22 protein-coding genes are annotated in these 24122 nt (G+C 66.2%); 16 read left to right on the top strand and 6 right to left on the bottom strand.

The window, feature by feature from the left end; all coding sequences use genetic code 11:
- The first annotated feature begins 128 nt into the window (after window positions 1–128).
- A complete protein-coding gene (efp, locus tag OE647_RS17385) occupies window positions 129–692 on the top strand; it encodes an elongation factor P (protein ID WP_263723029.1) in 564 nt (187 codons plus the stop codon).
- 58 nt (window positions 693–750) lie between these two features.
- On the opposite strand, the gene ygfZ is transcribed toward efp, so the two are convergent.
- Both ygfZ and OE647_RS17375 read right to left on the bottom strand, forming a co-directional pair.
- Entirely contained in the window at window positions 751–1503 is a 753-nt protein-coding gene (gene ygfZ, locus OE647_RS17380) for a CAF17-like 4Fe-4S cluster assembly/insertion protein YgfZ (protein ID WP_412174972.1), read from the bottom strand.
- A complete protein-coding gene (locus OE647_RS17375; protein ID WP_263723043.1) occupies window positions 1500–3185 on the bottom strand; it encodes an ABC transporter ATP-binding protein in 1686 nt (561 codons plus the stop codon). The genes ygfZ and OE647_RS17375 overlap by 4 nt, the downstream gene beginning before the upstream one ends.
- A 233-nt stretch (window positions 3186–3418) precedes the next feature.
- Between OE647_RS17375 and OE647_RS17370 the strand changes: the two genes are divergently transcribed.
- Window positions 3419–4603 carry a pyridoxal-phosphate-dependent aminotransferase family protein gene (locus tag OE647_RS17370; protein ID WP_263723028.1) on the top strand — a complete coding sequence of 395 codons (1185 nt, stop codon included), beginning with the start codon at window positions 3419–3421 and terminating at the stop codon, window positions 4601–4603.
- Window positions 4604–4668: 65 nt separating this feature from the next.
- Here OE647_RS17370 and OE647_RS17365 read toward each other — a convergent pair whose 3' ends face one another.
- Window positions 4669–5022 (bottom strand): DMT family protein, encoded by a 354-nt coding sequence (locus OE647_RS17365; RefSeq protein WP_263723042.1) that lies wholly within the window; start codon window positions 5020–5022, stop codon window positions 4669–4671.
- Window positions 5023–5267: 245 nt separating this feature from the next.
- Between OE647_RS17365 and OE647_RS17360 the strand changes: the two genes are divergently transcribed.
- From OE647_RS17360 to OE647_RS17320, 9 genes are all read left to right on the top strand, one after another.
- Window positions 5268–6800 (top strand): acyl-CoA carboxylase subunit beta, encoded by a 1533-nt coding sequence (locus OE647_RS17360; protein WP_263723027.1) that lies wholly within the window; start codon window positions 5268–5270, stop codon window positions 6798–6800.
- Between the two features lie 99 nt (window positions 6801–6899).
- Window positions 6900–7277 (top strand): DUF6497 family protein, encoded by a 378-nt coding sequence (locus OE647_RS17355; RefSeq protein ID WP_263723026.1) that lies wholly within the window; start codon window positions 6900–6902, stop codon window positions 7275–7277.
- A 202-nt stretch (window positions 7278–7479) separates the two neighbouring features.
- Entirely contained in the window at window positions 7480–7608 is a 129-nt protein-coding gene (locus OE647_RS17350; protein ID WP_263723025.1) for a hypothetical protein, read from the top strand.
- A gap of 123 nt (window positions 7609–7731) precedes the next feature.
- Window positions 7732–8085, top strand: a complete 354-nt coding sequence (locus OE647_RS17345) for a hypothetical protein (RefSeq protein WP_263723024.1) — start codon at window positions 7732–7734, stop codon at window positions 8083–8085.
- 325 nt (window positions 8086–8410) lie between these two features.
- A complete protein-coding gene (locus OE647_RS17340; RefSeq protein ID WP_263723023.1) occupies window positions 8411–8611 on the top strand; it encodes a hypothetical protein in 201 nt (66 codons plus the stop codon).
- Window positions 8612–8740: 129 nt separating this feature from the next.
- Complete coding sequence (locus OE647_RS17335) at window positions 8741–10741, top strand: acetyl-CoA carboxylase biotin carboxylase subunit (RefSeq protein WP_263723022.1); 2001 nt, start codon at window positions 8741–8743, stop codon at window positions 10739–10741.
- On the top strand, window positions 10738–12270 hold the full coding sequence (locus tag OE647_RS17330) for a hypothetical protein (RefSeq protein ID WP_263723021.1): 1533 nt from the start codon (window positions 10738–10740) through the stop codon (window positions 12268–12270). The genes OE647_RS17335 and OE647_RS17330 overlap by 4 nt, the downstream gene beginning before the upstream one ends.
- A gap of 71 nt (window positions 12271–12341) precedes the next feature.
- A complete protein-coding gene (scpA, locus tag OE647_RS17325; RefSeq protein ID WP_263723020.1) occupies window positions 12342–14471 on the top strand; it encodes a methylmalonyl-CoA mutase in 2130 nt (709 codons plus the stop codon).
- Window positions 14472–14574: 103 nt separating this feature from the next.
- Window positions 14575–15618, top strand: a complete 1044-nt coding sequence (locus OE647_RS17320) for a cytochrome-c peroxidase (RefSeq protein WP_263723019.1) — start codon at window positions 14575–14577, stop codon at window positions 15616–15618.
- Window positions 15619–15669: 51 nt separating this feature from the next.
- Here the strand turns inward: OE647_RS17320 and nhaA are convergent, their stop codons facing one another.
- On the bottom strand, window positions 15670–16866 hold the full coding sequence (gene nhaA / locus OE647_RS17315; RefSeq protein WP_263723018.1) for a Na+/H+ antiporter NhaA: 1197 nt from the start codon (window positions 16864–16866) through the stop codon (window positions 15670–15672).
- A 204-nt stretch (window positions 16867–17070) separates the two neighbouring features.
- On the opposite strand from nhaA, the gene OE647_RS17310 reads away from it, so the two are divergent.
- From OE647_RS17310 to OE647_RS17290, 5 genes are read left to right on the top strand one after another with little or no spacing between them, the layout of a single operon-like run.
- Window positions 17071–17679: a VOC family protein gene (locus OE647_RS17310; RefSeq protein WP_263723017.1), complete on the top strand. Its 609-nt coding sequence runs from the start codon at window positions 17071–17073 to the stop codon at window positions 17677–17679.
- Window positions 17676–18164, top strand: coding sequence for a GNAT family N-acetyltransferase (locus OE647_RS17305; RefSeq protein ID WP_263723016.1), 489 nt, complete (start codon window positions 17676–17678; stop codon window positions 18162–18164). The genes OE647_RS17310 and OE647_RS17305 overlap by 4 nt, the downstream gene beginning before the upstream one ends.
- Window positions 18165–18203: 39 nt before the next feature.
- Window positions 18204–18887, top strand: coding sequence for a molecular chaperone DjiA (locus OE647_RS17300; RefSeq protein ID WP_263723015.1), 684 nt, complete (start codon window positions 18204–18206; stop codon window positions 18885–18887).
- A gap of 3 nt (window positions 18888–18890) precedes the next feature.
- On the top strand, window positions 18891–19922 hold the full coding sequence (locus tag OE647_RS17295; protein ID WP_263723014.1) for an endonuclease/exonuclease/phosphatase family protein: 1032 nt from the start codon (window positions 18891–18893) through the stop codon (window positions 19920–19922).
- 45 nt (window positions 19923–19967) lie between these two features.
- Window positions 19968–20327 (top strand): AAA+ family ATPase, encoded by a 360-nt coding sequence (locus OE647_RS17290; protein WP_263723013.1) that lies wholly within the window; start codon window positions 19968–19970, stop codon window positions 20325–20327.
- 24 nt (window positions 20328–20351) lie between these two features.
- Here OE647_RS17290 and OE647_RS17285 read toward each other — a convergent pair whose 3' ends face one another.
- Complete coding sequence (locus tag OE647_RS17285) at window positions 20352–21881, bottom strand: Ppx/GppA family phosphatase (protein ID WP_263723041.1); 1530 nt, start codon at window positions 21879–21881, stop codon at window positions 20352–20354.
- Window positions 21882–21938: 57 nt separating this feature from the next.
- Window positions 21939–24104 carry an RNA degradosome polyphosphate kinase gene (locus OE647_RS17280; RefSeq protein ID WP_263723012.1) on the bottom strand — a complete coding sequence of 722 codons (2166 nt, stop codon included), beginning with the start codon at window positions 24102–24104 and terminating at the stop codon, window positions 21939–21941.
- Window positions 24105–24122: the final 18 nt, after the last annotated feature.

Genomic DNA, 24122 nt, shown 5'->3' with positions numbered 1-24122 from the left:
ATGGCAGCCATGCAGTTTTTGCATGGCTCGGCCTCTTCCACCCAACGATCTTGTCGGCTTGCCAGGCGAAAGCCCGGCATATATAGGAGCCCGCAATCCCCTTTCAACCTTTTACCAAGGTTCATCCGATGCCCAAGATCAACGGCAATGAAATCCGCCCCGGCAATATTCTGGAGCATGAAGGCGGCCTTTGGGCCGCGGTCAAGGTCAACCACGTCAAGCCCGGCAAGGGCGGCGCCTTTGCGCAGGTGGAGTTGAAGAACCTGCGCGACGGCCGCAAGCTGAACGAACGCTTCCGCTCGGAAGACAAGGTCGAGCAGGTCCGCCTGGAACAGAAGGACCAGCAGTTCCTCTATGAAAACGACGGCATGCTCGTGTTCATGGACAACGAGACCTTCGAGCAGATCGAACTGCCGTCCGACCTTCTGGGCGACCGCCGCCCGTTCCTGCAGGACGGCATGGTCGCGACGATCGAATACTATGGGGATGAGGCGCTCTCGGTGCAGATCCCGCAGAAGGTGACCTGCAAGGTCGTGGAGACCGAGCCGGTCGTGAAGGGCCAGACGGCCGCCAACAGCTACAAGCCGGCGATTCTCGACAACGGCGTGCGCATCATGGTCCCGCCCTTCATCGCCCAGGACGAAGACATCATCGTGCATACCGAGACGATGGAATATTCCGAACGCGCCTGACCTGGTCTTGCGCCGGACTTCAGGCCGCCCCCTGGGGCGGCCTTTTGCTTACGCGGCCTCAGTCGGCCCAAATGGTTGCCGTGCCCGCCTGAAGCGGACCTTCGGCGCGGTCGAAGCGCAGATAGGCGATGGCACGCTCCCCCGCGCGCGTGCAAAGCCGGCCCGCGGGCTTGCCGTCCGCGGTGATCTCCGCCCCCGGCGCGGCCTCCCCCTCGATCCGCACCGTGGTCAGCCCCTTGCGCAATTCGGTCTTGTGCTTCATGCGCGCGGTCACTTCCTGACCGACGTAGCAGCCCTTGCGGAAGTCGACGCCGCGCAGGCGCTCGAACCCGCATTCGAGGATGTAGCTTTCGTCGGGCAGAAGCTCGATTCCGGTTTCGGGGATGCAGTGCGCGACGCGGATCGCATCCCAGTCCGTCACCGTCGGGCCACCCGCCTCGGCGCCATAGAGCCGCCAGCCGAGCGCGGGGTGGCGGGGATCTTCGAAGGCGCCATCGGGGCGGGGGCCAAGACCGCGGGAAACGTGGATCTCGGTCGGCGCGATCTGCACGTCCGCCCGCAGGCGATACATCGAAAGCCGCCGCTCCAATCCGGGCGCAAGCTCGCTTGCCACATCCAGAAGGATCGCCCCGTCCTGGGGGGCAAGGAAGAAGTCCACGAGGTACTTGCCCTGCGGCGTCAGAAGCGCGGCATAGACCAGCCCGTCCCGAAGGCCCCGGAGGTCATTCGTGACCAGGTTCTGCAGGAACGCCTCGCGGTCCTTGCCGGTGATCCTCAGGACTGTCCGGTCATTCATCCGTTCCGCCATCATCCGCGCCCCTGCATCTCGTCGGAAAACTGCAACCGGCAGAGGCTGGCGTAAAGGCCATCCCTCGCCAGCAGCGTTTCATGCGTGCCCTCTTCGGCGACTGTGCCGTTTTCCAGCACGACGATCTTGTCGGCATTGCGGACCGTGGCAAGCCTGTGGGCGATCACCAGCGTCGTGCGCCCCTCGCTCAGCCGGTCGAGCGCGTCCTGCACCAGCCGCTCGCTTGTCGCGTCGAGGGCAGAGGTCGCCTCGTCCAGAAGCAGGATGGGGGCATCGCGCAGGACCGCGCGCGCGATCGCGATCCGCTGGCGCTGGCCGCCGGAAAGGCTCGATCCGCGCGGCCCGGCGGGCGTGTCCAGCCCCAGCGGCAGTGCCTCGGCGAACTCCGGCACATGCGCGGCCTGCAGCGCGCGCTGAAGATCGGCCTCGGCGATGTCGGTGCGCCCCAGAAGGATGTTCTCCCGGATGGTCTCATCGAAGAGCGAGGCGTCTTGTGAGACGACCGAGAACTGGTCGCGCAGCCGGTCCAGGTCGAAGTCGAGGATGTCTTGCCCGCCAAGCTCGATCACGCCCGACTGCGGATCGACGAGCCGCGTCAGCAGGTTGAAGATGGTGGACTTGCCCGCGCCGGATGGGCCGACGAGCGCGGTGGTCTTGCCGGCTTCGGCCGTGAAGCTGACGCCGCGCAGAACCTCGTGATCGCCGTAGCTCAGCCGCACGTCATCGAGGCGCAGGCCGGTGTCGGCGGGCGACGGCGGGGTGGCTGCCGCGCGTGAGCGGACAACCGGTTCGCGGTCGAACAGACCGTAGATCCGGCGCAGGCTGACGAGAGCGATCTGCCACTGACCGGCCATGTCGCCAAGCCGACGCAGCGGCTGGAAGGCCAGAGACATGGCGCTGAAGAAGGCCATGAAATCCCCGACCGTGCGCTCGCCCGAAGCGATTTGGGCGCCGCCGAAGAGGATCACGGCGAAGAAGCCGATCCCTGTCACGATGTCGATCAGCGCCGGGATCGCGGCGCGGCTGGCGGCGGACTTGGTTTCCGCCCGCACGATGGAGGCGATGATCTGAGAGAAGCGGCCAAGCTGGTAGCCCTCGATCCGGTTGAGCTTGATCGCCGTGATGCCGTGAAAGATTTCGTCCAGGCGGGTGGCGCGCTGCTCCGCCTGCTGGCGCAGGTGCTGGACCTTGCGGCGGATGTAGCGCTGCGCGACGATCGCGGGCAGGATCAGAAGCGGCGTGCCGACGATGGCGAAGGCTGCCCAGACAGGGTCGATCGCGACGGCGACGACCGCGAGGGAGATGAGCGCCACGGTGTCGCGCCCGAAGCCTGTGATCAGCAGCGTCCACACGCTCTGGACCGCTGCGGTGTCGCCCTGCACGCGCTCGATGAGCTTGCCCGGCGAATGGGTCTGGAAGAACCCCCCCTCCAGCGTCAGCAGATGGCGCAGCATGTCGACTTGCAGGGCCGCCGCAGTCCGCTGTGCGACGGCGGTCATGAGCGCACGGCTCGCCACCGAGGTCGCGGCGCGGATGAAGAAGAGCGACAGGATGAACCCGCCGATCAACCAGACGGCGCCCACCTCTCCGCCGACGAAGACCCGGTCGAACAGGGGTTTGAGCGCGTAGGACAGGAAGGCGAGCGTCGAGCCCTCGATGATCATCAACAGCGCGGCCAACGCCATGCTGGCGCGGTGCTGCCGCAGATATCCCTGCCAGAGCCTGCCAAACAGGCGGCGCGGAGATTGTTCGGACGGCGCGGCTTCCAAGATCGGCACCAGCGTTGCGAAGGGTCCGGGCCGGTCTAGCCCGAAGCCGGGGGCAGAGGCAAGCCAGCGCCGCTGGCGCGCCACGGCCGAGGGTGGATTGACCTTGCGCGGGGCCGGCCCTAGGCAGTCGCGCAAAGCGGAGATATTCCATGAGTCTTGCCCGAGGCCGTCCCTATCTGGCCATTCCCGGTCCGTCGGTTATGCCCGACCGTGTGCTGAACGCGATGCACCGCCCCGCGCCCGACATCTACGCCGGCGCGCTGCATGAGATGACGGCCTCGCTTTTCCCCGATCTCCGTGCCATCGCGCGGACGGGGCAGCATGTCGCCATCTACATCGCCAACGGCCACGGGGCCTGGGAAGCGGCGAACACGAACCTTTTTTCGCGGGGGGATCGCGCGCTGTCGCTGGTGACCGGGGCATTCGGTGCGAGTTGGGCCAACGCGGTGGAGCGCCTTGGCGTGCGCGTTGACCGGATCGACTTCGGCCGCAGCGCCGCGGTCGATCCCGGCCGCGTGGAGCAGGCCCTGGCGGCCGATCGCGGGCACGAGATCAAGGTCGTGCTCCTGACCCAAGTGGACACGGCGAGCACCGTGCGCAACGACGTGGTCGCGATCCGGGCGGCGATGGACGCCGTGCGCCATCCCGCGCTTCTGGCGGTCGACTGCATCGCCTCGCTCGCCTGCGATCCGTTCGAGATGGACCTGTGGGGCGTGGACGTGATGGTCGGCGCCTCGCAAAAGGGGTTGATGACGCCGCCGGGCTTGGGCTTTGTCTGGTTCAGCGATCGGGCGCTGGAGCGTTGCAAAGGGTCGGACCTCCGCACGCCCTACTGGGACTGGACGCGGCGCGCCTTCGCGGATGAGTACTGGGAGAACTTCTGCGGGACCGCGCCGACACATCACCTTTACGGCCTGCGCGAGGCGCTGACCATGATCGTGCACGAAGAGGGGCTTGAGGCTGCCTGGCACCGCCACCGGACGCTGGCGCGGGCGATCTGGGCGGCGGTGGAGGCCTGGGGGCAGGGCGGTGACATCGCGCTCAACATCGCCGACCCGCTGGCGCGTGGCCATTCGGTCACCTCGGTCAGACTGGGTGGGGCGGCGACCCGCCTGCGCGCCTGGTGTGCGGAGCAGGCGGGTGTCACGCTGGGCATCGGCCTTGGTATGGAGGACGCCAGCGACGACTGGCTTCGGATCGCGCATATGGGCCATGTCAATGCGCATATGACGCTGGGCGTGCTCTCGGTGATCGAAAGCGGCCTTGCCGCGCTGGGCGTGCCCCATGGCGCGGGCGCGCTCGACGCGGCGGTGGCGGTGATCGCGGCGGGCTGAGGGCCGGGGCTCTGCCCCGGACCCCGGAGTATTTTGGCCAGAATGAAAGGGGGGGCTTTCGCGTCTTAGCCCCAGTTCTGGAACAGGACCCAAGCGCCGGCCGCGATCAGCGCGAAGCCCGCGCCATGCTGCCAGGTGATGCGCTCGCCCAGATAGGCCCATGAAAAGACGACGAAGACCGTCAGGGAGATCACCTCCTGGATCGTCTTCAACTGGGCCGCGCTGAAGGTGCCGTGGCCCAGGCGGTTGGCGGGGACCTGAAGCATGTATTCGAAAAGGGCGATACCCCAGCTTGCGAGGATCACCGTGAGGATCGGGGCCGCCTTAAACTTCAGATGGCCATACCAGGCGAAGGTCATGAAGACGTTGGACGCGACGAGCAGGCCGACCGTCATGAGGGGCACGGGCAGGAGGGTAATGGGGCTGGGCATGTTTTCGCTCTTGCGGGAGAATGCGAAAGCGCTAGCGCGGCCGCGAGCGCCCGGCAAGGTGTGTTGGAGTGCCAGGCTGGTCCCGGTTCGGGCGCGGAAGCGGGGCGAATATTCGCAATAATTCAATTTGCATGATTGTCTCTGACAACAGTTTGCAAATTTTCTGAATTTCGCTTTGCCCCTCATTCCGGCGCGACTATGGTGCCCCAAACCGCGAGACCGGGGGGGAGATCATGAAGGACATTCTGACAGAGCTTGAAGCGCGCCGTGCGACCGCCCGGCTTGGTGGCGGCCAGCGGCGGATCGACGCCCAGCACGCCCGAGGCAAGCTGACCGCGCGGGAGCGGATCGAGCTTCTGCTCGACGAGGGCTCCTTTGAGGAGTTCGACATGTTCGTCGCCCATCGCTGCACCGATTTCGGGATGGAGGCGGACCGGCCCTCCGGCGACGGTGTCGTCACCGGCTGGGGCACGATCAACGGTCGCATGGTCTATGTCTTTTCGCAGGACTTCACCGTCTTTGGCGGGTCGCTGTCGGAAACCCATGCGCAGAAGATTTGCAAGATCATGGACATGGCGGTGCAGAACGGAGCGCCGGTCATCGGGCTGAACGATTCCGGCGGCGCGCGCATCCAGGAGGGGGTCGCCAGCCTTGCGGGCTACGCCGATGTCTTCCAGCGCAACATCATGGCCTCGGGCGTGGTGCCGCAGATCTCGGTCATCATGGGGCCCTGTGCGGGCGGCGCGGTCTATTCGCCCGCCATGACCGACTTCATCTTCATGGTGAAGGACACATCCTACATGTTCGTGACCGGGCCCGATGTGGTAAAGACCGTAACGAACGAGATCGTGACCGCCGAGGAACTGGGCGGCGCCTCGACCCATACCAAGAAGTCCTCGGTCGCCGATGGCGCCTTCGAAAATGACGTCGAGGCGCTTGTCGAGGTGCGGCGGCTGGTGGATTTCCTGCCGCTCAACAACCGCGACAAGGCGCCGACGCGGCCCTTCTTCGATGATCCGGCGCGGGTCGAGGCGAGCCTGGACACGCTGATCCCGGACAACCCGAACCAGCCCTACGACATGAAGGAATTGATCCAGAAGGTCGCGGACGAAGGCGATTTCTACGAGATCCAGAAGGATTATGCCGCCAATATCATCACCGGCTTCATCCGGCTTGAGGGGCAGACGGTCGGCGTGGTCGCGAACCAGCCGATGGTGCTGGCGGGTTGCCTCGACATCGACAGCTCCCGCAAGGCGGCGCGCTTCGTGCGTTTCTGCGACGCCTTCGAGATCCCGATCCTGACGCTGGTCGACGTGCCCGGCTTCCTGCCCGGCACGGGGCAGGAATACGGCGGCGTCATCAAGCACGGCGCGAAGCTGCTCTTCGCCTATGGCGAGGCGACGGTGCCGAAGGTCACGGTCATCACCCGCAAGGCCTATGGCGGGGCCTATGACGTCATGGCCTCCAAGCACCTGCGCGGCGATTTCAACTATGCCTGGCCCACCGCCGAGATCGCGGTGATGGGTGCCAAGGGCGCGGTCGAGATCCTTTACCGTTCCGAACTGGCCGACAAGGACAAGATCGCGGAGCGCACCCGGAACTACGAGGACCGTTTCGCCAACCCCTTCGTGGCGGCGGAAAAGGGCTTCATCGACGAGGTGATCATGCCCCATTCGACGCGCAAGCGGGTGGCGCGCGCCTTTGCCTCGCTTAGGAACAAGAAGCTGTCCAACCCCTGGAAAAAGCACGACAACATCCCGCTTTGATACATGGGCGGGGCCGGAGGGATGAAGGTCGGAAGGGATCGGCGGGCGCGGGGTGGCCGCGCATCGCGATCCCCCGCGCTTGCTAGGGTGGTACTAGGGATGATGGCATCGATCGCGACAGTTGTGGCGCCCGCCCTGCGCGCGGAGGAGGCGATCCTGCTTCCGTCGGGGATGAGCGTCAGTTACCTCGACACGATCCACGCGGCGCCGGGGCCCGAGGGGTTGACGATCCGGTTCCGGTTCGTCTCTGCCGCGCTGGCGGACCGGCCCGCGGGTGACGACACGCTGGCCGACATGACTTGGCTTTGCGAAACCTTCGCCCTGCCCAGGATCGCCAGCACAGGCCCACGGCCCGAGCAGGTGATCATCACGCTTGCAGACCGCCCGGTGGAGTTCGGCAGCTCCGATCCCGAAGCGATTCAGTATTTCGAGGCCTTCCGTCCCGAGGGCCAGACCTGCACCTGGGAGGCTTTCTGATGGTGCGATCACTCAAGCGGAAATTTGCCGATTTCTGTGATGCAGGGGCACAACAGGGGCGCTTCTTGCACGATCGGGAATGGGCAGTGCTTATGCTTTCGGCTAGGGTTGTTCTGGATCGCAGCAATGTGGTCCGAGCAAGCGAAGCACAAAATGTTGCGGTGGAGCGGCTGAATCTCCCCGCAGAGAGCAGGAGCGAACCATGTCGAAGAACACCCTTCTTCTCGTTGCCCTCGTCGCCTTCGTGGCGGCTTGCGCGGCCAAGGAAGAAACCATCATGGTGGAAGAGCCGGTCTCGACCGAGCCGACCTTCACCGGCAAGTACAACTAAGACAACAGGCCGGGCCGCGCTCGTAAGCGACCGGCCCGGCCATACCGCGCGGCGGCTCGATCTGGCCGCGCGGATGCCGCATCCGCTGGAGGTGACGGGCGCCCTGGAACATGGGAGTACGTCATGCTGAAACATCGCGGCTTTCCGGGACGCCTTCCCGGCACCGATTTCCAATTCGTCATCCGTCGCGCCAATCCGAAGGGCGTGACGAAGCTCGTGGTCCGGGAACGCTTCCGCGACCGCAGCCCCGCCGACCGCCGCGCCGATGCGGGCTTTCTGGCGGCGCTTTGGGACCATTTCGGCGCTGAACCCTTTGAGCGCGGCAATCTCGACGCGGGACGCCTGTCCTGGCTTTTCGGGCGCGAGGTCGTGCCGGTCGAGCCGGACTTCGACCCCGAAAGCTATGAGGCGCTGCTGCGTATCGACGAGGACCGGGCCCGCGCCGCCTTTCCGGAAGTCTTCGAGGGCGGCGAATGAGCATGTTCCCGCTGACCGTTCCGCCCGCACGGCGGCAGCCCGCCGATTGTTTCCGGATTGGATGGTTGGCATTTGCCATGGGTCGGGATTGTTGCAAGATTGGGTCAAGGGCGTTCCCCTTGGAAGCATCACGCGCCCTTGTTTGTAAAAACCCTTCCCCTTCTCTGCGGCCTGACCCCTCGTGGGTCAGGTCCTTTTTCCGAGGCGCGCGGGATCGGCAGTTTGTTGCCGGGATCGGCAAGGCGCTTGCGGATTGCAGATGGCACGCGGCCCTGGTTCCGGTAGGATTGCGCCCGATAACAATCCTTTCCGGAGGCGGAGCATCATGCGTTTCACCAAAATCTTCCTCGGCCTGGCCATCGCATCAAGCCTTGCCGGCTGTCTTGAGAATGACACCGAGCGCGCGCTCGCGGGCGCCGCGGCAGGCGCCGTCGTGGCCGACGCGCTCGACACCAATGTCGTGGCGGGGGCAGCCATTGGCGGCCTGGCCGGCGCGACCTGCGACGACGTCGGCATCTGCTACTGACATCTGCAACCGCGCCGCCCCGCGGCGCGCGACAGTATCCATCCGGACCGCCGTGGCGCCATGCCGCGGCGGTCCTTTTGTTTTCGAACCGGGGCAACGGCCCGGGTGGCACGAGGGAAAGGGACAGCCATGTTCAAGAAGATCCTGATCGCGAACCGGGGCGAGATCGCCTGCCGCGTCATCAAGTCGGCGCGCAAGATGGGCATCAAGACGGTCGCCATCTATTCGGACGCCGATCGCAATGCGCTGCATGTGCAGATGGCGGACGAGGCGGTGCACATCGGCCCGCCGCCCGCGAACCAGTCCTATATCGTGATCGACAAGGTCATGGACGCGATCCGCAAGACCGGCGCCGAGGCGGTCCACCCCGGCTATGGCTTCCTGTCCGAGAACATGAAATTCGCCGAGGCGCTGGAGAAGGAAGGCGTCGTCTTCGTCGGCCCGCCCAGCCCCGCGATCGAGGCGATGGGGGACAAGATCACCTCCAAGAAGATCGCGATGGAGGCGGGCGTCTCGACCGTGCCGGGCTACATGGGCCTGATCTCGGACGCGGATGAGGCGGTGAAGATCAGCCGCGAGATCGGCTATCCGGTGATGATCAAGGCCTCCGCCGGGGGTGGCGGCAAGGGCATGCGCATCGCCTGGAGCGACGAAGAGGCCCGCGACGGCTTCCAGTCCTCGAAGAACGAGGCGGCCAACAGCTTTGGCGACGACCGCATCTTCATCGAGAAGTTCGTGACCCAGCCCCGCCACATCGAGATCCAGGTCCTGGCCGACAAGCACGGGAATTGCGTCTACCTGCATGAGCGCGAATGCTCGATCCAGCGCCGCAACCAGAAGGTCATCGAGGAGGCGCCGAGCCCGTTCCTGGATGAAGCCACCCGCAAGGCGATGGGCGAACAGGCCTGCGCGCTGGCCAAGGCGGTGGGCTACACCAGCGCCGGAACGGTGGAATTCATCGTCGATGGGCAGAAGAATTTCTACTTCCTGGAAATGAACACCCGCCTGCAGGTGGAACACCCGGTGACGGAGCTGATCACCGGCGTGGACCTTGTCGAACAAATGATCCGCGTGGCGGGGAGCGAGCCGCTGCCCTTCAAGCAGGAGGATCTGAAGATCAACGGCTGGGCCATTGAAAGCCGCCTTTATGCCGAGGACCCGTATCGGAACTTCCTGCCCTCCATCGGGCGGCTGACGCGTTACCGCCCGCCGGTCGAGGCCGCGACCGCCACCGGCGTCGTTCGTAACGACACAGGCGTTTACGAGGGTGGCGAAATCTCGATGTATTACGATCCGATGATCGCCAAGCTTTGCACCTGGGCGCCGACGCGCGCCGAGGCGATCGAGGGGATGCGCAACGCGCTCGACACCTTCGAGGTCGAGGGCATCGGGCACAACCTGCCGTTCTGCTCGGCGGTCATGGATCATCCCCGCTTCGTCGAGGGCGCGATGACCACCGCATTTATCGCAGAGGAGTTCCCCGACGGCTTCAACGGCGTGACCCTGACCGAAGGGCGCCTGCGCAAGGTTGCCGCCTGCGCCGCCGCGATGAACCGCGTGGCAGAGATCCGGCGCACCCGCATCACCGGGCGGCTTGGCAACCACGAACGCCACGTCGGCGACGACTGGGTCGTGTCGATCCAGGGCGAGGAGATCGCCGTCCGGATCGCGGCCGATCGCGATGGCGCGACGGTGCATTTCGCGGATGGCGCCGCCCATCGCGTGACCTCGGACTGGACGCCGGGCCAGTCGCTGGCCCGCCTTGAGGTGGATGGGGAACCGGTCGTGCTCAAGGTCGACAAGATCCCCGCCGGGCAGCGCATCCGCACCCGGGGCGCCGACCTCAAGGTCTATGTCCGCACGCCGCGTCAGGCGGAACTGGCCCGTCTGATGCCAGAGAAACTGCCGCCCGACACCTCGAAGTTCCTGCTTTGCCCGATGCCCGGTCTGGTCGTGAAGATCAGCGTCGAGGAAGGGCAGGAGGTCCAGGAAGGCCAGGCCCTTGCCACGGTCGAGGCGATGAAGATGGAAAACATCCTGCGCGCCGAGCGTAAGGGCGTGGTCAAGAAGATCAACGCTGCGGCGGGCGCGAGCCTCAAGGTCGATGACGTGATCATGGAGTTCGAATGATGCAGGCGTCCGCCTCCAGACTGCCCGCGATTTGCGCGCTGTCGGCGGCGGGCGGCTTCCTGCTTTGGCAGGCGCTTTCCTATGATCGGGCGGGTGTGTTCGAATACCCGCTCGATGATGTCTATATCCATCTGGCCATGGCGCGGGGGATTGCCGAGGGGACCTATGGCATCAACCCGGGGGAGCCCGCCTCGGCCGCCTCCTCGGTGCTTTACCCGCTGCTTCTGCTGCCCTTTCCGGGAACCGCGTTGCAGCGCCTGCTGCCGCTTTTCTGGAACTTTGCGGGGCTCATCGCCCTGGCCTGGCTTTTCGGGGCGCTGATCGCGCGCAGCGGGGCTTCGCGCGGGCTGGGGATATTTCTCGCGCTCGTCGCGCCGTTCGCGCTGAACATGCCGGGCGTTGCCGCGCTGGGCATGGAACATACGCTGCACGCGCTGGCGGTGATGATCCTGCTGACCGGCTTCTGGCGCTACCTTTCGACCGACAAGATCGGGCTGGCGCTGGTTGCGGGCGCGGTTCTGTCACCGCTTTTCCGGTTCGAGGGGCTGGCACTGTCGCTCGCCGTGGCGGGTGTTCTGGCGCTCCGGGGAAGGATACGCGCCGCCATCGCCCTTGGGCTGGCCGTGATCGTGCCCGTGGCGCTCTTCGCGCTGTTCCTGATGTCGCAGGGCCTCGATCCGCTGCCAAGCTCGGTCCTGGCGAAGATCGGCGGCAAATACGGCGGGTTCGATCCGTTCCTGCGGCTCTATGCGAATGTCCTGGGGAATGGCGGCTATGTGGCCGCGTCGGCCTATGTCCTGGCCCTGATCGCGCTCCTGCATCCGGCGGTCCGAAAGGACAACCGCCTGAGCATGTTCGCGATGGCGGTCTGGCTTGCCGCGACGGCCCATATGCTCGTTGGCCAGGTTGGCTGGCTGGGGCGTTACGAACACTACTATCTGGTGATGATCGGCGCGGTGCTGGTCATGGCTCTGCCGCGCTTTGGTGCCGTGCTTCGCTGGATGACGGTTGCCGCCCTTCTCGTCGGGGCGGGTTATCATGCGGTCAGTGCTTGGAATGACTACATCTGGACTGCCCGCAGCGTCCATCTTCAGCAGCGCCAGATGGCGCGGCTGGCGGAGTTGATGCCGGGCGAGGAGGCCGCGGTCAACGACATCGGCTGGATGGCCTGGCAGCGCAGCGGTCCCGTCCTCGATCTCTGGGGCCTGGCCTCGGCCGAGACGCGCCGGGCGCGCACGCAAGGCCCCGGCGGGCTTCCCGCGCCCGAATGGGCGGCCGAGATCGTCGCGCGCCATGGCGCGCGCTACGCCATGATCTACGACGATTGGATCGGCGACGGCATCGGGTCGCAATGGCGCCTGGTCGCCAAGCTGCGGATGATCAATCCGCAGGGCCAACTCGGCGGTTATCAGGTCTCGATCTACGCGACCGACCCCGGATTCGAGCCGGCGCTCAGGGATGCGGTGCGCAAGCTGGCGCCCGATCTTCCGAAAGACGCGGAACTGACCGAGGTCGGCGCGATCGAATAGCCCCCCGCCCGCGCGGGATGGAACGCAGCAGGCGGTCACCGGGCCGCCGCAGGATAGGAAAGGCAAAGCTTATGACGGACAGCATGCAGGACTGGCGCGCGCTGGTAGGCAAGGAACTGAAAGGCCGGACGCCCGAGGACCTGACCTGGAACACGCTCGAAGGGATTGACGTCAAACCGCTTTACACCGAGGCGGACACGGCGGGCCTTGGCCACATGGGGACGCTCCCGGGCCTCGCGCCCTTCACCCGCGGCCCCCGCGCCTCGATGTACGCCGGGCGGCCCTGGACGATCCGGCAATACGCGGGCTTCTCGACCGCCGAGGAATCGAACGCCTTCTACCGCAAGAACCTGGCTGCCGGTCAGCAGGGCGTGTCCGTGGCCTTCGACCTTGCGACCCACCGGGGCTATGACAGCGACCACCCGCGCGTCGTGGGGGACGTGGGCAAGGCCGGCGTGGCCATCGACAGCGTCGAGGACATGAAGATCCTGTTCGACGGCATCCCGCTCGACAAGGTCTCCGTCTCGATGACCATGAACGGCGCGGTGATCCCGGTGCTGGCAAGCTTCATCGTTGCGGGCGAGGAACAGGGCGTGGACCGGGCGGCCCTGTCAGGCACGATCCAGAACGACATCCTGAAGGAGTTCATGGTCCGCAACACCTATGTCTACCCGCCCGAACCCTCGATGCGGATCGTTGCCGACATCATCGAATACACCTCGAAGGAGATGCCGAAGTTCAACTCCATCTCCATCTCCGGCTACCACATGCAGGAGGCGGGCGCGAACCTCGTGCAGGAACTGGCCTACACGCTGGCCGACGGGCGCGAATATGTCCGCACCGCCATCGCGCGCGGCATGAATGTCGATGACTTCGCGGGGCGACTGTCGTTCTTCTTCGCGATCGGCATGAACTTCTTCATGGAGGCCGCGAAGCTGCGTGCTGCCCGACTTCTGTGGCATCGCATCATGTCCGAGTTCGCGCCGAAGAAGGCCTCCAGCCTGATGCTGCGCACGCACTGCCAGACCTCGGGCGTGAGCTTGCAGGAACAGGACCCCTACAACAACGTCATCCGCACCGCCTACGAGGCGATGGCGGCGGTTCTGGGCGGGACCCAGTCGCTGCACACCAACGCGCTCGACGAGGCGATGGCGCTTCCGACGGAGTTTTCGGCCCGGATCGCGCGCAACACCCAGCTGATCCTGCAGGAAGAGACCGGGATCACCCATGTCGTCGATCCACTGGCCGGGTCCTACTACGTCGAAAGCCTGACGGCCGAACTGGCCGAAAAGGCCTGGGCGCTGATCGAGGAGGTCGAGGCGATGGGCGGCATGACCAAGGCCGTGGCCTCCGGCATGCCGAAGCTGCGCATCGAGGAATCGGCCGCGCGGCGTCAGGCGATGATCGACCGCGGCGACGAGGTCGTGGTCGGCGTGAACAAGTACCGTCCGACCAAGGAGGACCCGATCGAGATCCTCGACGTCGACAACATGAAGGTCCGCGAGGCGCAGGTGACCCGGCTTGCCGCCATCCGCGCCGCGCGCGACGCCGCGGTATGTGACGCGGCCCTGACCGAACTGGAACGCCGCGCACGCGAGGGCGGCAACCTCCTGGAGGCGGCGGTCGCGGCCGCGCGCGCCCGGGCATCAGTGGGAGAGATCAGCATGGCGATGGAAAAGGTCTTTGGCCGTCACCGGGCCGAGGTGAAGACGCTCGCTGGGGTCTATGGCTCCGCCTACGAGGGGGATGAGGGCTTCGCCCAGATCCAGAAGGACGTTGAAACCTTCGCCGAGGAAGAAGGCCGCCGTCCGCGCATGCTGGTCGTCAAGATGGGCCAGGATGGCCATGACCGGGGCGCCAAGGTCATCGCCACGGCCTTTGCCGATATCGGCTTCGACGTGGACGTGGGGCCGCTGTTCCAGACCCCGGACGAGGCCGCGCAGGACGCGGTGGACAACGACGTGCATGTCGTCGGCATCTCCAGCCAGGCGGCGGGCCACAAGACGCTGGCGCCGCAATTGGTGCAGGCGCTGAAGGACAAGGGCGCCGAGGACATCATCGTGATCTGCGGCGGCGTCATTCCGCAGCAGGACTATGAGTTCCTGAAGTCGGCCGGGGTCAAGGCGATCTTTGGCCCGGGCACGAACATCCCGGCGGCGGCGAAGGATATCCTGGACCTGATCCGCGCCACGCGGGCCTAGGCGAACGGGCTTGCCTCGGGGTCGGGGTTGACCTGTATCATGGTCGTGCCCGGCCCCGGCTGCAAAGCTGCGCGGGTCCCTCGGTTGATCTTGGGAGGAACGCATGCGTGGAAGGATGCTCGGCCTGGCCCTGGCCCTGACCGCCGGCACGACGGCTGGCGCGGATGAACTGCGCGAGGCCGCCGGCTATCTGTTCGCGCCCTTGCCCTCCACCATCCCGGCGGTGCGTGACAACCGCATCACCCCGGCCAAGATCGAGCTTGGCAAGGCGCTGTTCTTCGACCCGAGGCTTTCGGCCTCGGGCGTGTTTTCGTGCAGTTCCTGCCACAACCTCGCGACGGGGGGCGACGACAACCTTGAGACCTCGATCGGGCATGGCTGGCAGAAGGGCCCGCGCAACACGCCCACGGTCCTGAACGCGGTCCTGAACGAGGCGCAGTTCTGGGACGGCCGGGCGGAGGACCTGAAGGCACAGGTCAAGGTGCCGATGACGCCCGGCGCCCAGATGTCCAACACGCCCGAGAATGTGGTGAACACGCTGAACTCCATGCCCCGCTATGTGGAATGGTTCGGGGTGGCTTTCCCCGATGACGCGGAGCCTGTCAGTTTCAACAACATGGCCAAGGCGCTGGAGGCCTTCGAGGCGACGCTGATCACGCCCGCCCCCTTCGACGCCTGGCTGAACGGCGATGACGAGGCGCTGAGCGATGAGGCGAAGGCGGGCCTGACGCTTTTCATCGAGCGCGGCTGCGCCTCTTGCCATCGGGGTGTCAACGTGGGCGGCCATGGGTACTATCCCTTCGGCCTCGTGGAAAACCCGGGGACGGAGCTCTTGCCTGCCGACGACAAGGGCCGCTTCGCGGTCACATCGACCGAGATCGACGAATATTTCTTCCGCGCAGCACCCTTGCGCAACGTCGCGGTGACCGCGCCCTATTTTCATTCCGGCAAGGTCTGGGACTTGAAGGTCGCGGTCGAGGTCATGGCGGGCGCGCAACTGGGCGAGGAACTGACCGGGGACGAGGCGGATCGGATCGTCGCTTTCCTGCAAAGCCTGACGGGGGCGATGCCGCCGGTCATCATCCCCGTTCTGCCGAGCGAAACCTCATCGACGCCCCGCCCGGCTACGGTAAGGCCGGCCGAATAGGGGCCTGATGAGTTGCCGGGCGCGCGAGGGATCCCGCGCGCGCCGGTCGCGTCAGTGCTGCGGGGCGGCCACGTCTTCCGCTGCGGCGCGCGGGGCCGAGGCCAGGCGCAGCACCACGAACCCCATCACGGCCGAGATGGCCGAAGCGCTCAGCACGCCGATGCGCACGGCGTTCATGTGGGCGATGTCGTCAAAGCTCAGCCCGCCGATGAAGAGCGACATGGTGAAGCCGATGCCTGCAAGGCAGGCCAAGCCATAGACATGGATCCAGCCGACCCCGTGCGGCAGGCGCGCCCAGCCCGCGCGGACCATCAGCCAGGTGGTGCCGAAGACGCCAAGCTGCTTGCCGATCACGAGGCCCGCCGCGATGCCAAGGGGCAGCGGCTCGAACAGGTCCGCCACGCTGAGGCCCGTCAGCAGCACGCCCGCGTTGGCGAAGGCAAAGATCGGCACGATCAGGAAGTTGACGTAGGGCGTCAGCGCGTGTTCCAGCGAATGCAGGGGCGATTTGGCGTAGCGGTCCTTCAGCGGGATGAAGAAGGCCGCGACCACGCCCGCCAGCGTCGCGTGAACGCCGGATTTCAGCACCAGGACCCAGAGCACCGCCGCAAGCAGGATGAAGGGGGCGATGCGGTGAAGGCCCGCTCGGTTCAGCGCGAAAAGCGCGGCCAGCGGCGCCAGCGCCATAACCAGGTATTCGACGTGAAGTTCCTTGGTGTAGAAAAGCGCGATGATCACGATGGCGCCGAGGTCGTCGAGGATCGCGAGGGTCAGCAGGAAGATCTTGAGGCTTGAAGGCGCGCGCTTGCCCACAAGGGCCAGCACACCCACCGCGAAGGCGATGTCGGTCGCCGCCGGGATCGCCCAACCGCCGACCGTCAGCGGGTTCGACAGGTTGAACATCAGATAGATCAGGGCCGGCACAGCCATGCCGCCGAAGGCCGCGGCGCCCGGAAGCAGCACGTCGCGCGGGTTCTTGAGCTTGCCCTCGACCATCTCGCGCTTCAGTTCAAGGCCGATGAGGAAGAAGAACACCGCCATCAGACCGTCGTTGATCCACAGGATCAGCGGTTTGGACAGCCCCTCACCGTCCAGCAGGATCGAAAACGTCTTCTCCAACCCGGCATAATAGCCCGCACTTAGAACCGAGTTCGCTGCGTAAAGCGCAAAGACGGCGGCGACCATCAAGAGCACGCCCGGGGTGGCGTCATGGCGGTAGAAGCGGTGCAGGGCTTTTATGATGGGCATGCTTTTTCCTGTTGGTTGGCGTCGGTTTGGAAATGGGGGCGCCGCGAGCGAATTCAACAGAAAATACACATAGAAGGCCATGAGCGGAGCGATCCGCGGTGCAATGGGCCGCGGGTGTGGCGCGCCGGCAACCGGGGTCACGCATGGCCCCTTGCGAGTGTGTGCGATCCCGTGGATGCTCGCCCCCGAAAGGGGAGAGGCGCGATGCTGGAACTCGATCATATCGCCATCGCAGGCGCGACGCTTGAGGAGGCGGTCGCCCATGTCGAGGCGGCGCTGGGCTGCGCATTGGGGCCGGTCGGTCATCATGCCCATATGGGCACGCACAACCGGCTTCTGGGCCTTGGCCGCGATGTGTACCTTGAGGCGATTGCGATCGACCCGGCCGCCCCGGCGCCTGCCTGGCCGCGCTGGTTTCGGCTCGATGAGTTCAGCGGCCCGCCGCGCCTGACGAACTGGATCCTGCGGACGGACGACCTCGATGCCGCCCTTGCCGCGGCGCCCGCCGGGGCCGGGGTGGCGACAGCGCTCGCGCGCGGGGACTTCCGCTGGCGCATGGGCATCCCCGCGGATGGGCGCCTGCCCTTCGATGACGCGCACCCGGCGCTGATCGAATGGCGGGGCGGGCTCAAGCCGCAGGACCGCCTGGCCGAAACGGGCTGCCGCCTTGTCCGGCTGGAGGTCGCCCACCCGGAGGCGGAGGCGCTTGACGCGGCGCTTCCCTTCCGTGACCCGCGCGTCGTCCTGGTCTCGGGGACAAGGGCGCTGCGGGCGAGCTTTTCGACCCCGCACGGGCAAAGGAGCCTCGAATGACCATCCGTCCCGCCGGGCCCGAGGATCATTCGGCCATCCTTGGGCTGTGGAACAGCTTCATCCGCGATACGACCGTCACCTTCACCTCGGAGGAGAAGACCGAGGCCGGTCTGGCCGCCCTGATCGACGAACGCCGCGCTGCGGGGCGGGAGTTTCTGGTGGCCGAGGCCGGCGGGACCTTCGCGGGATTTGCGACCTATGCCCAGTTCCGGGGCGGCAACGGCTATGCCCATGCGATGGAACATTCGATCATGCTTTCGCCGGCGGTACGGGGGCAGGGCTTCGGGCGGCAGCTGATGGCGGCGGTCGAGGACCACGCCCGCGCGGGCGGCGCGCATACGCTTTTCGCCGGTGTCTCGGGCGAGAACCCGGAAGGGCAGGCGTTCCACGCCCGCCTCGGGTTCCGGACGGTCGCCCGCATCCCGGAGGTCGGGCGCAAGTTCGACCGCTGGCTCGACCTCGTTTTGATGATGAAGCTGCTTTGACGCGCTGACATTTCGCTGCGGTGCGGCTAGAGTGATCCCATGTCGATCTGGACCCGCATCACCGACGCGCTGGCCGCCCTGACCAAGGGCGAGGGGCTCGCGGCTGTCTTCGAACGACTGAAGACCCCGCCCGAACGCTCCGTGGCCTTCACCATCGCGGTGATTGCGCTGGGGGCCAAGATGGCCAAGGCCGACGGGCAGGTCACGCGGGACGAGGTCGCGGCCTTCCGCGAGGTCTTTACCATCGCCCCTGCCGACGAGCCGGACGCCGCGCGGGTCTTCAACCTCGCCCGCACGGATGTCGCGGGGTTCGAGCTTTACGCGGGCAAGATCGCGGCGATGTTCGGTCCCGGCGACGCCGTGCTGGTCGATCTGATGGAGGGGCTGTTCCACATCGCGGTCGCGGACGGCGAATACCACCCGCATGAGGACGCCTTCCTGCGTGAGGTCGCCCGGATCTTCGGCGTCGGCGATCGCTGCTTCCGCGCGCTTCAGGGGCGGTTCGTTCCCGACGCGGAGCCCGACCCCTACGATGTTCTGGGCGTCTCGCACGAAACGCCCTTCGCCCAGGTACGGGCCGCCTGGCGCCGCGCGGTGCAGGAAAACCATCCCGACCGGCTGATTGCCCGCGGCCTGCCCGAAGAGGCCGTGCGCCTCGCGGAGGCGCGGCTGGTGGCGGTCAACCGCGCCTGGGAAGAGATCAGTCGCAAACAGGCGGCCTGACCCATGCGCATCGCCACCTACAACGTCGAATGGTTCACCAATCTCTTCGACAAGCATGGGGCGCTGCTGGAGGATGGCGAGTGGTCCTCGCGCTACAACGTGACGCGGGCGGATCAACTTGGCTCGCTTGGCATCGTCTTCACCGCGATGGACGCCGATGCGATCATGATCATCGAGGCGCCCGACAACAATCGCCACCGCAAGACCGTGGAGATGCTGGAAGCCTTCGCCGCCCGCTATGAACTGCGGACCCGCAAGGCGCTTCTGGGCTACGAGAACGAGACCCAGCAGGAAATTGCCCTGCTCTACGACCCCGACAAGCTCAGCGTCGAGCATGATCCGATCGGGATGCCTGACCAGCCCATCGATGGAACCGCCAGCCCGCGCTTCGATTCGAGTTACAAGATCGACCTCGACATCGACGCGACGATGGACATCGTGCGCTTTTCGAAGCCGCCGCTGGAAATCTCCGCGCGCAGCGCCGCGGGCAGGGCGTTTCGCATGATCGGCGTCCATGTGAAATCGAAGGCCCCGCACGGCGCCTCGACCGAGGCGCAGCTGCACCGTCTGGCGATCGAGAACCGTCGCAAGCAGCTGGCCCAGTGCATCTGGCTGCGCGAAAGGGTGCTGGAGCATCTCAGGGCCAATGAAAGCCTGATCGTGATGGGCGATTTCAACGACGGCCCGGGGCTCGACGAATACGAAAAGCTCTTTGGCCGCTCGGGGGTGGAGATCGTCCTGGGCTGGGACGAGCCCCGCGAACTTCGCCTTTTCGATCCGCACGCGCGGGTGGCCTTTGGCAAGAAGATGGCGGCCATGCCCGCGACCGCGCGCTTCTATCTTGATGACAAGGGCGCGTTTTTTTCGGCGTTGCTGGACTACATGATGGTTTCACCGGACCTGCGCGCGCTGGGGCCGAAATGGCGGATCTGGCACCCGTTCGACGACCCTGGCTGCTACCGGGTGCCAGAGTTGCGCGACGCGCTTCTGGCGGCGTCGGACCATTACCCGGTCACGGTCGATTTGCCGATCTGATCCGCGCCCCTGTAAATCCGGACGGTTTGGCGCTATATTGCGGGCATGAAAGCCCTGACCACAGCCCTTGCCATCGCGCTCGCCTTTCCCGCCGTTGCCGGGACCGAGGAGGAGGGCGCCGAGCAGCAGGGCGCGGACCAGGGATTCAGCCTGCTGGAAGAGGGCGCGCGTATCATCATGCGATCGATGCTTGACGACATCGGCCCGAAGCTTGACGAGATGCGCGATGGCTTGGAAGGCGCGATGGCAGAGATCGAACCGCATCTGGCCGAACTGATGGACATGATCGGCGACCTGCAGAATTACCACGCGCCGGAGAAGCTGCCGAACGGCGACATCATCCTGCGCCGAAAGGTGCCCGAAATGCCCATCGAAACCGGCCCGAACGGCGAGATCGAGATCTGAACCGGCCCAAGCGCCTGCATTTGATCAGTGGGTTGCGACGGAAACCTGCGGTTGCGCCTCCAGCGCGTCTGCCAGCGACTTGAAGCGCGCCTGCACGACCTCTCCGAACAGCGCCTCGGCGTCGGGGTTCAGGACAAGCTCCAGCACCTTCTTCTTCGGCCGCCAGGTGAGCGTACCCGCCTCTTCGGGCGAGCGGATCGCGAACATCGCGCCAAAGCGCATTGCCTTGCCCAGAACCTCCGCCTCCTTGATCTGGCGGTCGCTCAGCAGCGTGAAAAGCGGCTCCAGCCGCGATCCGGCGCGCGAATTCTTGTAGCGGTGCAGCAGCGCGAGCCCGAGGAAGACGCGTTCGGCATGGCTGAGCCCGCCCAGGTTCGCGCGCGTGGCGTTGTCGAAGCAGACCTCCGCCCGGTAGTCCGGATGCGCGCGCCAGGTCGTGTCGTGCAAGAGGCAGGCCGCCCGCGCCAGCCGCAGCTTCTCGTAAGAGGCGTTCGGGTAAAGCGGCAGCAGGAAATTGAACAGTTTCTTGCCGAACCCCGGCATCCGGGCGGAGGTGCGTTCGGCGTGACGGCAGGCCTCGATCAGCGGGTCGCGCACGCGCAGACGCTCCGGCATCTGTTCGTAAAGCAGCCCCTCGCGGATGCCGTAGGAGGAGACGTCGATTTCCTTCGGGTGGAAGGTCAGCACCAGCTGCCTTAGCACCTGACTGGCGAGCGGTAGAAGCTCCATCCGCGCGGCCGAGGTGCCGGTGCGCGTGCGCAGCGCGCTCAGGTCGTTCTCCGCGATCCAGTGGACGGTCTGAAGGACCGACTGCGGGCCCATCCGGTATTCGTGCAGAACCGTCATCGGATAGTTCCGCCGCTCCATGTCGACGCGCGCGAAGGCGCGCCAGGAACCGCCGACCAGATAGATCCGCTCATGGCCCATGCCCATCGTGGCCGCGAGCTTTTCGACCTCGGCGCGGATGAACTCCGCCACGCCTTTCTTGCCGCCCTTGACCTGTTGAAGGCGGAAGGGCCCCAGCGGCGAGGTGACGCGCCGCCCGACCTTGCCCTTGGAAACCTCGGCCAGTTCCATCGAGTTGCCGCCGATGTCGCAGACCAGACCCTCCGCCTCGGGCCAGCCCAGCAGGACGCCCTGCGCCGACAGCCGCGCCTCTTCCTGCCCGTCGATGACCCAGAGCTTGAGGCCGGTGGCGGCCTCGACCTCGGCCTGGAACTCCGGCCCGTCCTCGGCCTCGCGGACCGCGGCGGTGGCCACGCAGGTCAGGGAGGGCAGCCGCATCCCCTTGGCAAGCGCCGCGAAGCGTTTAAGCGCGGCGAGCGCGCGAACGCGCCCTTCGGGGTGCAGCCGCCCGGTCTTGGCAAGCCCCTGTCCGAGGCCGGCAAGCACCTTTTCGTTGTAGAAATAGGCCGGGCTTCGCGCCGCGCCGTCGAAAACCACAAGCCGGACCGAGTTCGAGCCCACATCGACCACGCCCACGCGTTCCAGCGCGCGGGTGGAGGGGTCCTCGAACAGCGGGCGGCCGAAAAGCGCGATGTCGTCCTCGGGCATCTGCGGCTTCTTCGACTTGCGGCGCTTTGTGTTGTCGGTCTTGGGCATCCGCTCCCCTCAGTCCATGGAATGGGCCAGCTTCGGAACGTCCTTCGCCCCGGCCGAGCCGCGCCCCGACAGGGAAGGGTTTTCCATGAAGAAGCGGTGGCAGTTGAACAGGTCGTCGCGCCCCTCCGGCAGGTCGCGTTCATAGCGCCCGTCGGGGCGCAGGACCCAGCTTTGCACCTCGTCGGCGAGGTTCGCGGCCATGATCTGGCCCACGATCTGCGCCTTGACGGTGTCGTTCTTGATCTCGATCAGCGTTTCGACCCGGCGCGACAGGTTGCGCCCCATCCAGTCGGCGGAAGAGATGAAGACCCTGGCCTTTTTCGAGGCCAGCCCGTGGCCATTGCCGAAGCAGACGATGCGGCTATGTTCCAGGAACCGGCCGACGATCGACTTCACGCGGATGTTCTCGCTCAGCCCCTTGATGCCGGGGCGCAGTCCGCAGATGCCGCGCACAACCAGGTCGATCTTCACCCCGGCGGCGCTCGCGGCGTAAAGCGCGTCGATCACGTTGGGTTCGATCAGCGAGTTGATCTTGACCCAGATCTGCGCGGGCCGTCCTGCGCGGGCATGCTCGGCCTCCGCGGCGATCAGCTCCAGCAGCCGGGGCTTCAGGCTGATCGGAGAGATGGCGAGGTTCTCCAGGCCCTCCGGCTGGACGTAGCCCGACAGGTAGTTGAAGACCTTGGTCGCGTCCCGACCCAGCGCCGGATCGCAGGTGAACAGGCTGAGGTCGGTGTAGATACGCGCGGTGATCGGGTGGTAGTTGCCCGTGCCGTAGTGGGTGTAGGTGACCAGATGGTCGCCCTCGCGCCGGACCACGGTCGAGATCTTGGCGTGGGTCTTGTAGTTGACGAATCCGTAGACGACATGCGCGCCCGCGCGTTCCAGCCTGCGGGACTGGCGGATGTTCGCGGCCTCGTCGAAGCGGGCCTTCAGTTCGACAAGTGCGGTCACCGATTTCCCGGCCTCCGCCGCCTCGCAAAGCGCGCCGACGATCGGGCTGTCGTGCGAGGTGCGGTAAAGCGTCTGCTTGATCGCCAGGACATGCGGATCGCGCGCCGCCTGCTCCATGAAGCGGATCACCATGTCGAAGGTCTCGTAGGGGTGGTGAAGCAGCATGTCCTTCTGCCGGATCGCCGCGAACATGTCGCCTTCGTGGTCCTGCACGCGCTCGGGCACGCGCGGGGTGAAGGCCGGCCACTGAAGATCGCGGCGGCTGTCCAGCACGAGTTCCTTGAGGTCGGCCATGCCGACCATGCCCTTGACCTCCACCACCTCATCAGGGGCGACACCCAGTTCGTCCCTGATCAGCGCCCTGAGCGCATCCGGCGCGCCGGCGGTGATCTTCATCCGGATGACCTGGCCGCGGCGGCGGCGTTTCAGCGCGGTCTCGAATTCCCGCACGAGGTCCTCGGCCTCGTCCTCGACCTCAAGGTCGCTGTCGCGCAGCACGCGGAAGGTGCAGTGTCCGGTGTCGCGGTAGCCTGGGAAGAGCGAGCCGAGGTGCAAGAGCAGGAGCTCTTCCATCGGCAGGAAGCGTGTGCCGCCGGGCAGGGCCACGAAGCGGACGATCTGCTGCGGGATCGGCAGCAGTGCCTGCAAGGTCCGCTTGTCGCTGGCGCGTTCGAGTTGCAGCGCGAGACAGAAGCCGGTGTTGGGGATGAAGGGGAAGGGGTGCGCCGGGTCGATCGCCAAGGGCGAGAGCACCGGGAAGACCTGATTGAGGAAGTAGTCCTCAAGGAATTTCTCGTCCTTGCGCCCGAGCTTCGAGCGGGTCATCAGCGCGATGCCGGCCGCCTCCATCTCGCGTTTCAGCTTGTTCCAGACGGATTGCTGGGCGTTCATCAGGCGTCGCGCGTCGTCGTTGATCAGGACCAGCTGTTCGCTTGGCGACAGCCCGTCGGCCGCGGGCGTCGCATTGCCCGCCCGGCGCAGCTCGCGCAGGCCCGCGACGCGGACGGTGTAGAACTCGTCGAGGTTGGTGGCCGAGATCGACAGGAAGCGGAGCCGCTCCAGCAGCGGGACGCGCGGATTGCGCGCTTCGTCCAGCACGCGCCAGTTGAAGGCCAGCCAGCTGAGTTCGCGGTTGAAGAAGCGTTTTGGCCCGGCAGTCGCCGCCTCGGGCAGGGCGACGGGCTTCGGCGGAGGGGCCTTGAGGAAATCGGCTTGCGTCATGACGGGCTTATGCGCGGC

This window comes from Albidovulum sediminicola (assembly GCF_025751575.1).
In the GTDB taxonomy this organism is placed as follows: domain Bacteria; phylum Pseudomonadota; class Alphaproteobacteria; order Rhodobacterales; family Rhodobacteraceae; genus Albidovulum; species Albidovulum sediminicola.
Note: the sequence above shows the minus strand (reverse complement) of the source record. Positions and strands in the feature narration are given on the sequence as shown.

Excerpts from the sequence above, each read along its gene's own strand:
- efp (WP_263723029.1), top strand. The coding sequence starts at position 129 with ATGCCCAAGATCAACGGCAATGAAATCCGCCCCGGCAATATTCTGGAG.
- ygfZ (WP_412174972.1), bottom strand. The coding sequence starts at position 1,503 with ATGATGGCGGAACGGATGAATGACCGGACAGTCCTGAGGATCACCGGC.
- OE647_RS17375 (WP_263723043.1), bottom strand. The coding sequence starts at position 3,185 with ATGGCGTTGGCCGCGCTGTTGATGATCATCGAGGGCTCGACGCTCGCC.
- OE647_RS17370 (WP_263723028.1), top strand. The coding sequence starts at position 3,419 with ATGAGTCTTGCCCGAGGCCGTCCCTATCTGGCCATTCCCGGTCCGTCG.
- OE647_RS17360 (WP_263723027.1), top strand. The coding sequence starts at position 5,268 with ATGAAGGACATTCTGACAGAGCTTGAAGCGCGCCGTGCGACCGCCCGG.
- OE647_RS17355 (WP_263723026.1), top strand. The coding sequence starts at position 6,900 with ATGATGGCATCGATCGCGACAGTTGTGGCGCCCGCCCTGCGCGCGGAG.
- OE647_RS17350 (WP_263723025.1), top strand. The coding sequence starts at position 7,480 with ATGTCGAAGAACACCCTTCTTCTCGTTGCCCTCGTCGCCTTCGTGGCG.
- OE647_RS17345 (WP_263723024.1), top strand. The coding sequence starts at position 7,732 with ATGCTGAAACATCGCGGCTTTCCGGGACGCCTTCCCGGCACCGATTTC.
- OE647_RS17340 (WP_263723023.1), top strand. The coding sequence starts at position 8,411 with ATGCGTTTCACCAAAATCTTCCTCGGCCTGGCCATCGCATCAAGCCTT.
- OE647_RS17335 (WP_263723022.1), top strand. The coding sequence starts at position 8,741 with ATGTTCAAGAAGATCCTGATCGCGAACCGGGGCGAGATCGCCTGCCGC.
- OE647_RS17330 (WP_263723021.1), top strand. The coding sequence starts at position 10,738 with ATGATGCAGGCGTCCGCCTCCAGACTGCCCGCGATTTGCGCGCTGTCG.
- scpA (WP_263723020.1), top strand. The coding sequence starts at position 12,342 with ATGACGGACAGCATGCAGGACTGGCGCGCGCTGGTAGGCAAGGAACTG.
- OE647_RS17320 (WP_263723019.1), top strand. The coding sequence starts at position 14,575 with ATGCGTGGAAGGATGCTCGGCCTGGCCCTGGCCCTGACCGCCGGCACG.
- nhaA (WP_263723018.1), bottom strand. The coding sequence starts at position 16,866 with ATGCCCATCATAAAAGCCCTGCACCGCTTCTACCGCCATGACGCCACC.
- OE647_RS17310 (WP_263723017.1), top strand. The coding sequence starts at position 17,071 with ATGCTGGAACTCGATCATATCGCCATCGCAGGCGCGACGCTTGAGGAG.
- OE647_RS17305 (WP_263723016.1), top strand. The coding sequence starts at position 17,676 with ATGACCATCCGTCCCGCCGGGCCCGAGGATCATTCGGCCATCCTTGGG.
- OE647_RS17300 (WP_263723015.1), top strand. The coding sequence starts at position 18,204 with ATGTCGATCTGGACCCGCATCACCGACGCGCTGGCCGCCCTGACCAAG.
- OE647_RS17295 (WP_263723014.1), top strand. The coding sequence starts at position 18,891 with ATGCGCATCGCCACCTACAACGTCGAATGGTTCACCAATCTCTTCGAC.
- OE647_RS17290 (WP_263723013.1), top strand. The coding sequence starts at position 19,968 with ATGAAAGCCCTGACCACAGCCCTTGCCATCGCGCTCGCCTTTCCCGCC.
- OE647_RS17285 (WP_263723041.1), bottom strand. The coding sequence starts at position 21,881 with ATGCCCGAGGACGACATCGCGCTTTTCGGCCGCCCGCTGTTCGAGGAC.
- OE647_RS17280 (WP_263723012.1), bottom strand. The coding sequence starts at position 24,104 with ATGACGCAAGCCGATTTCCTCAAGGCCCCTCCGCCGAAGCCCGTCGCC.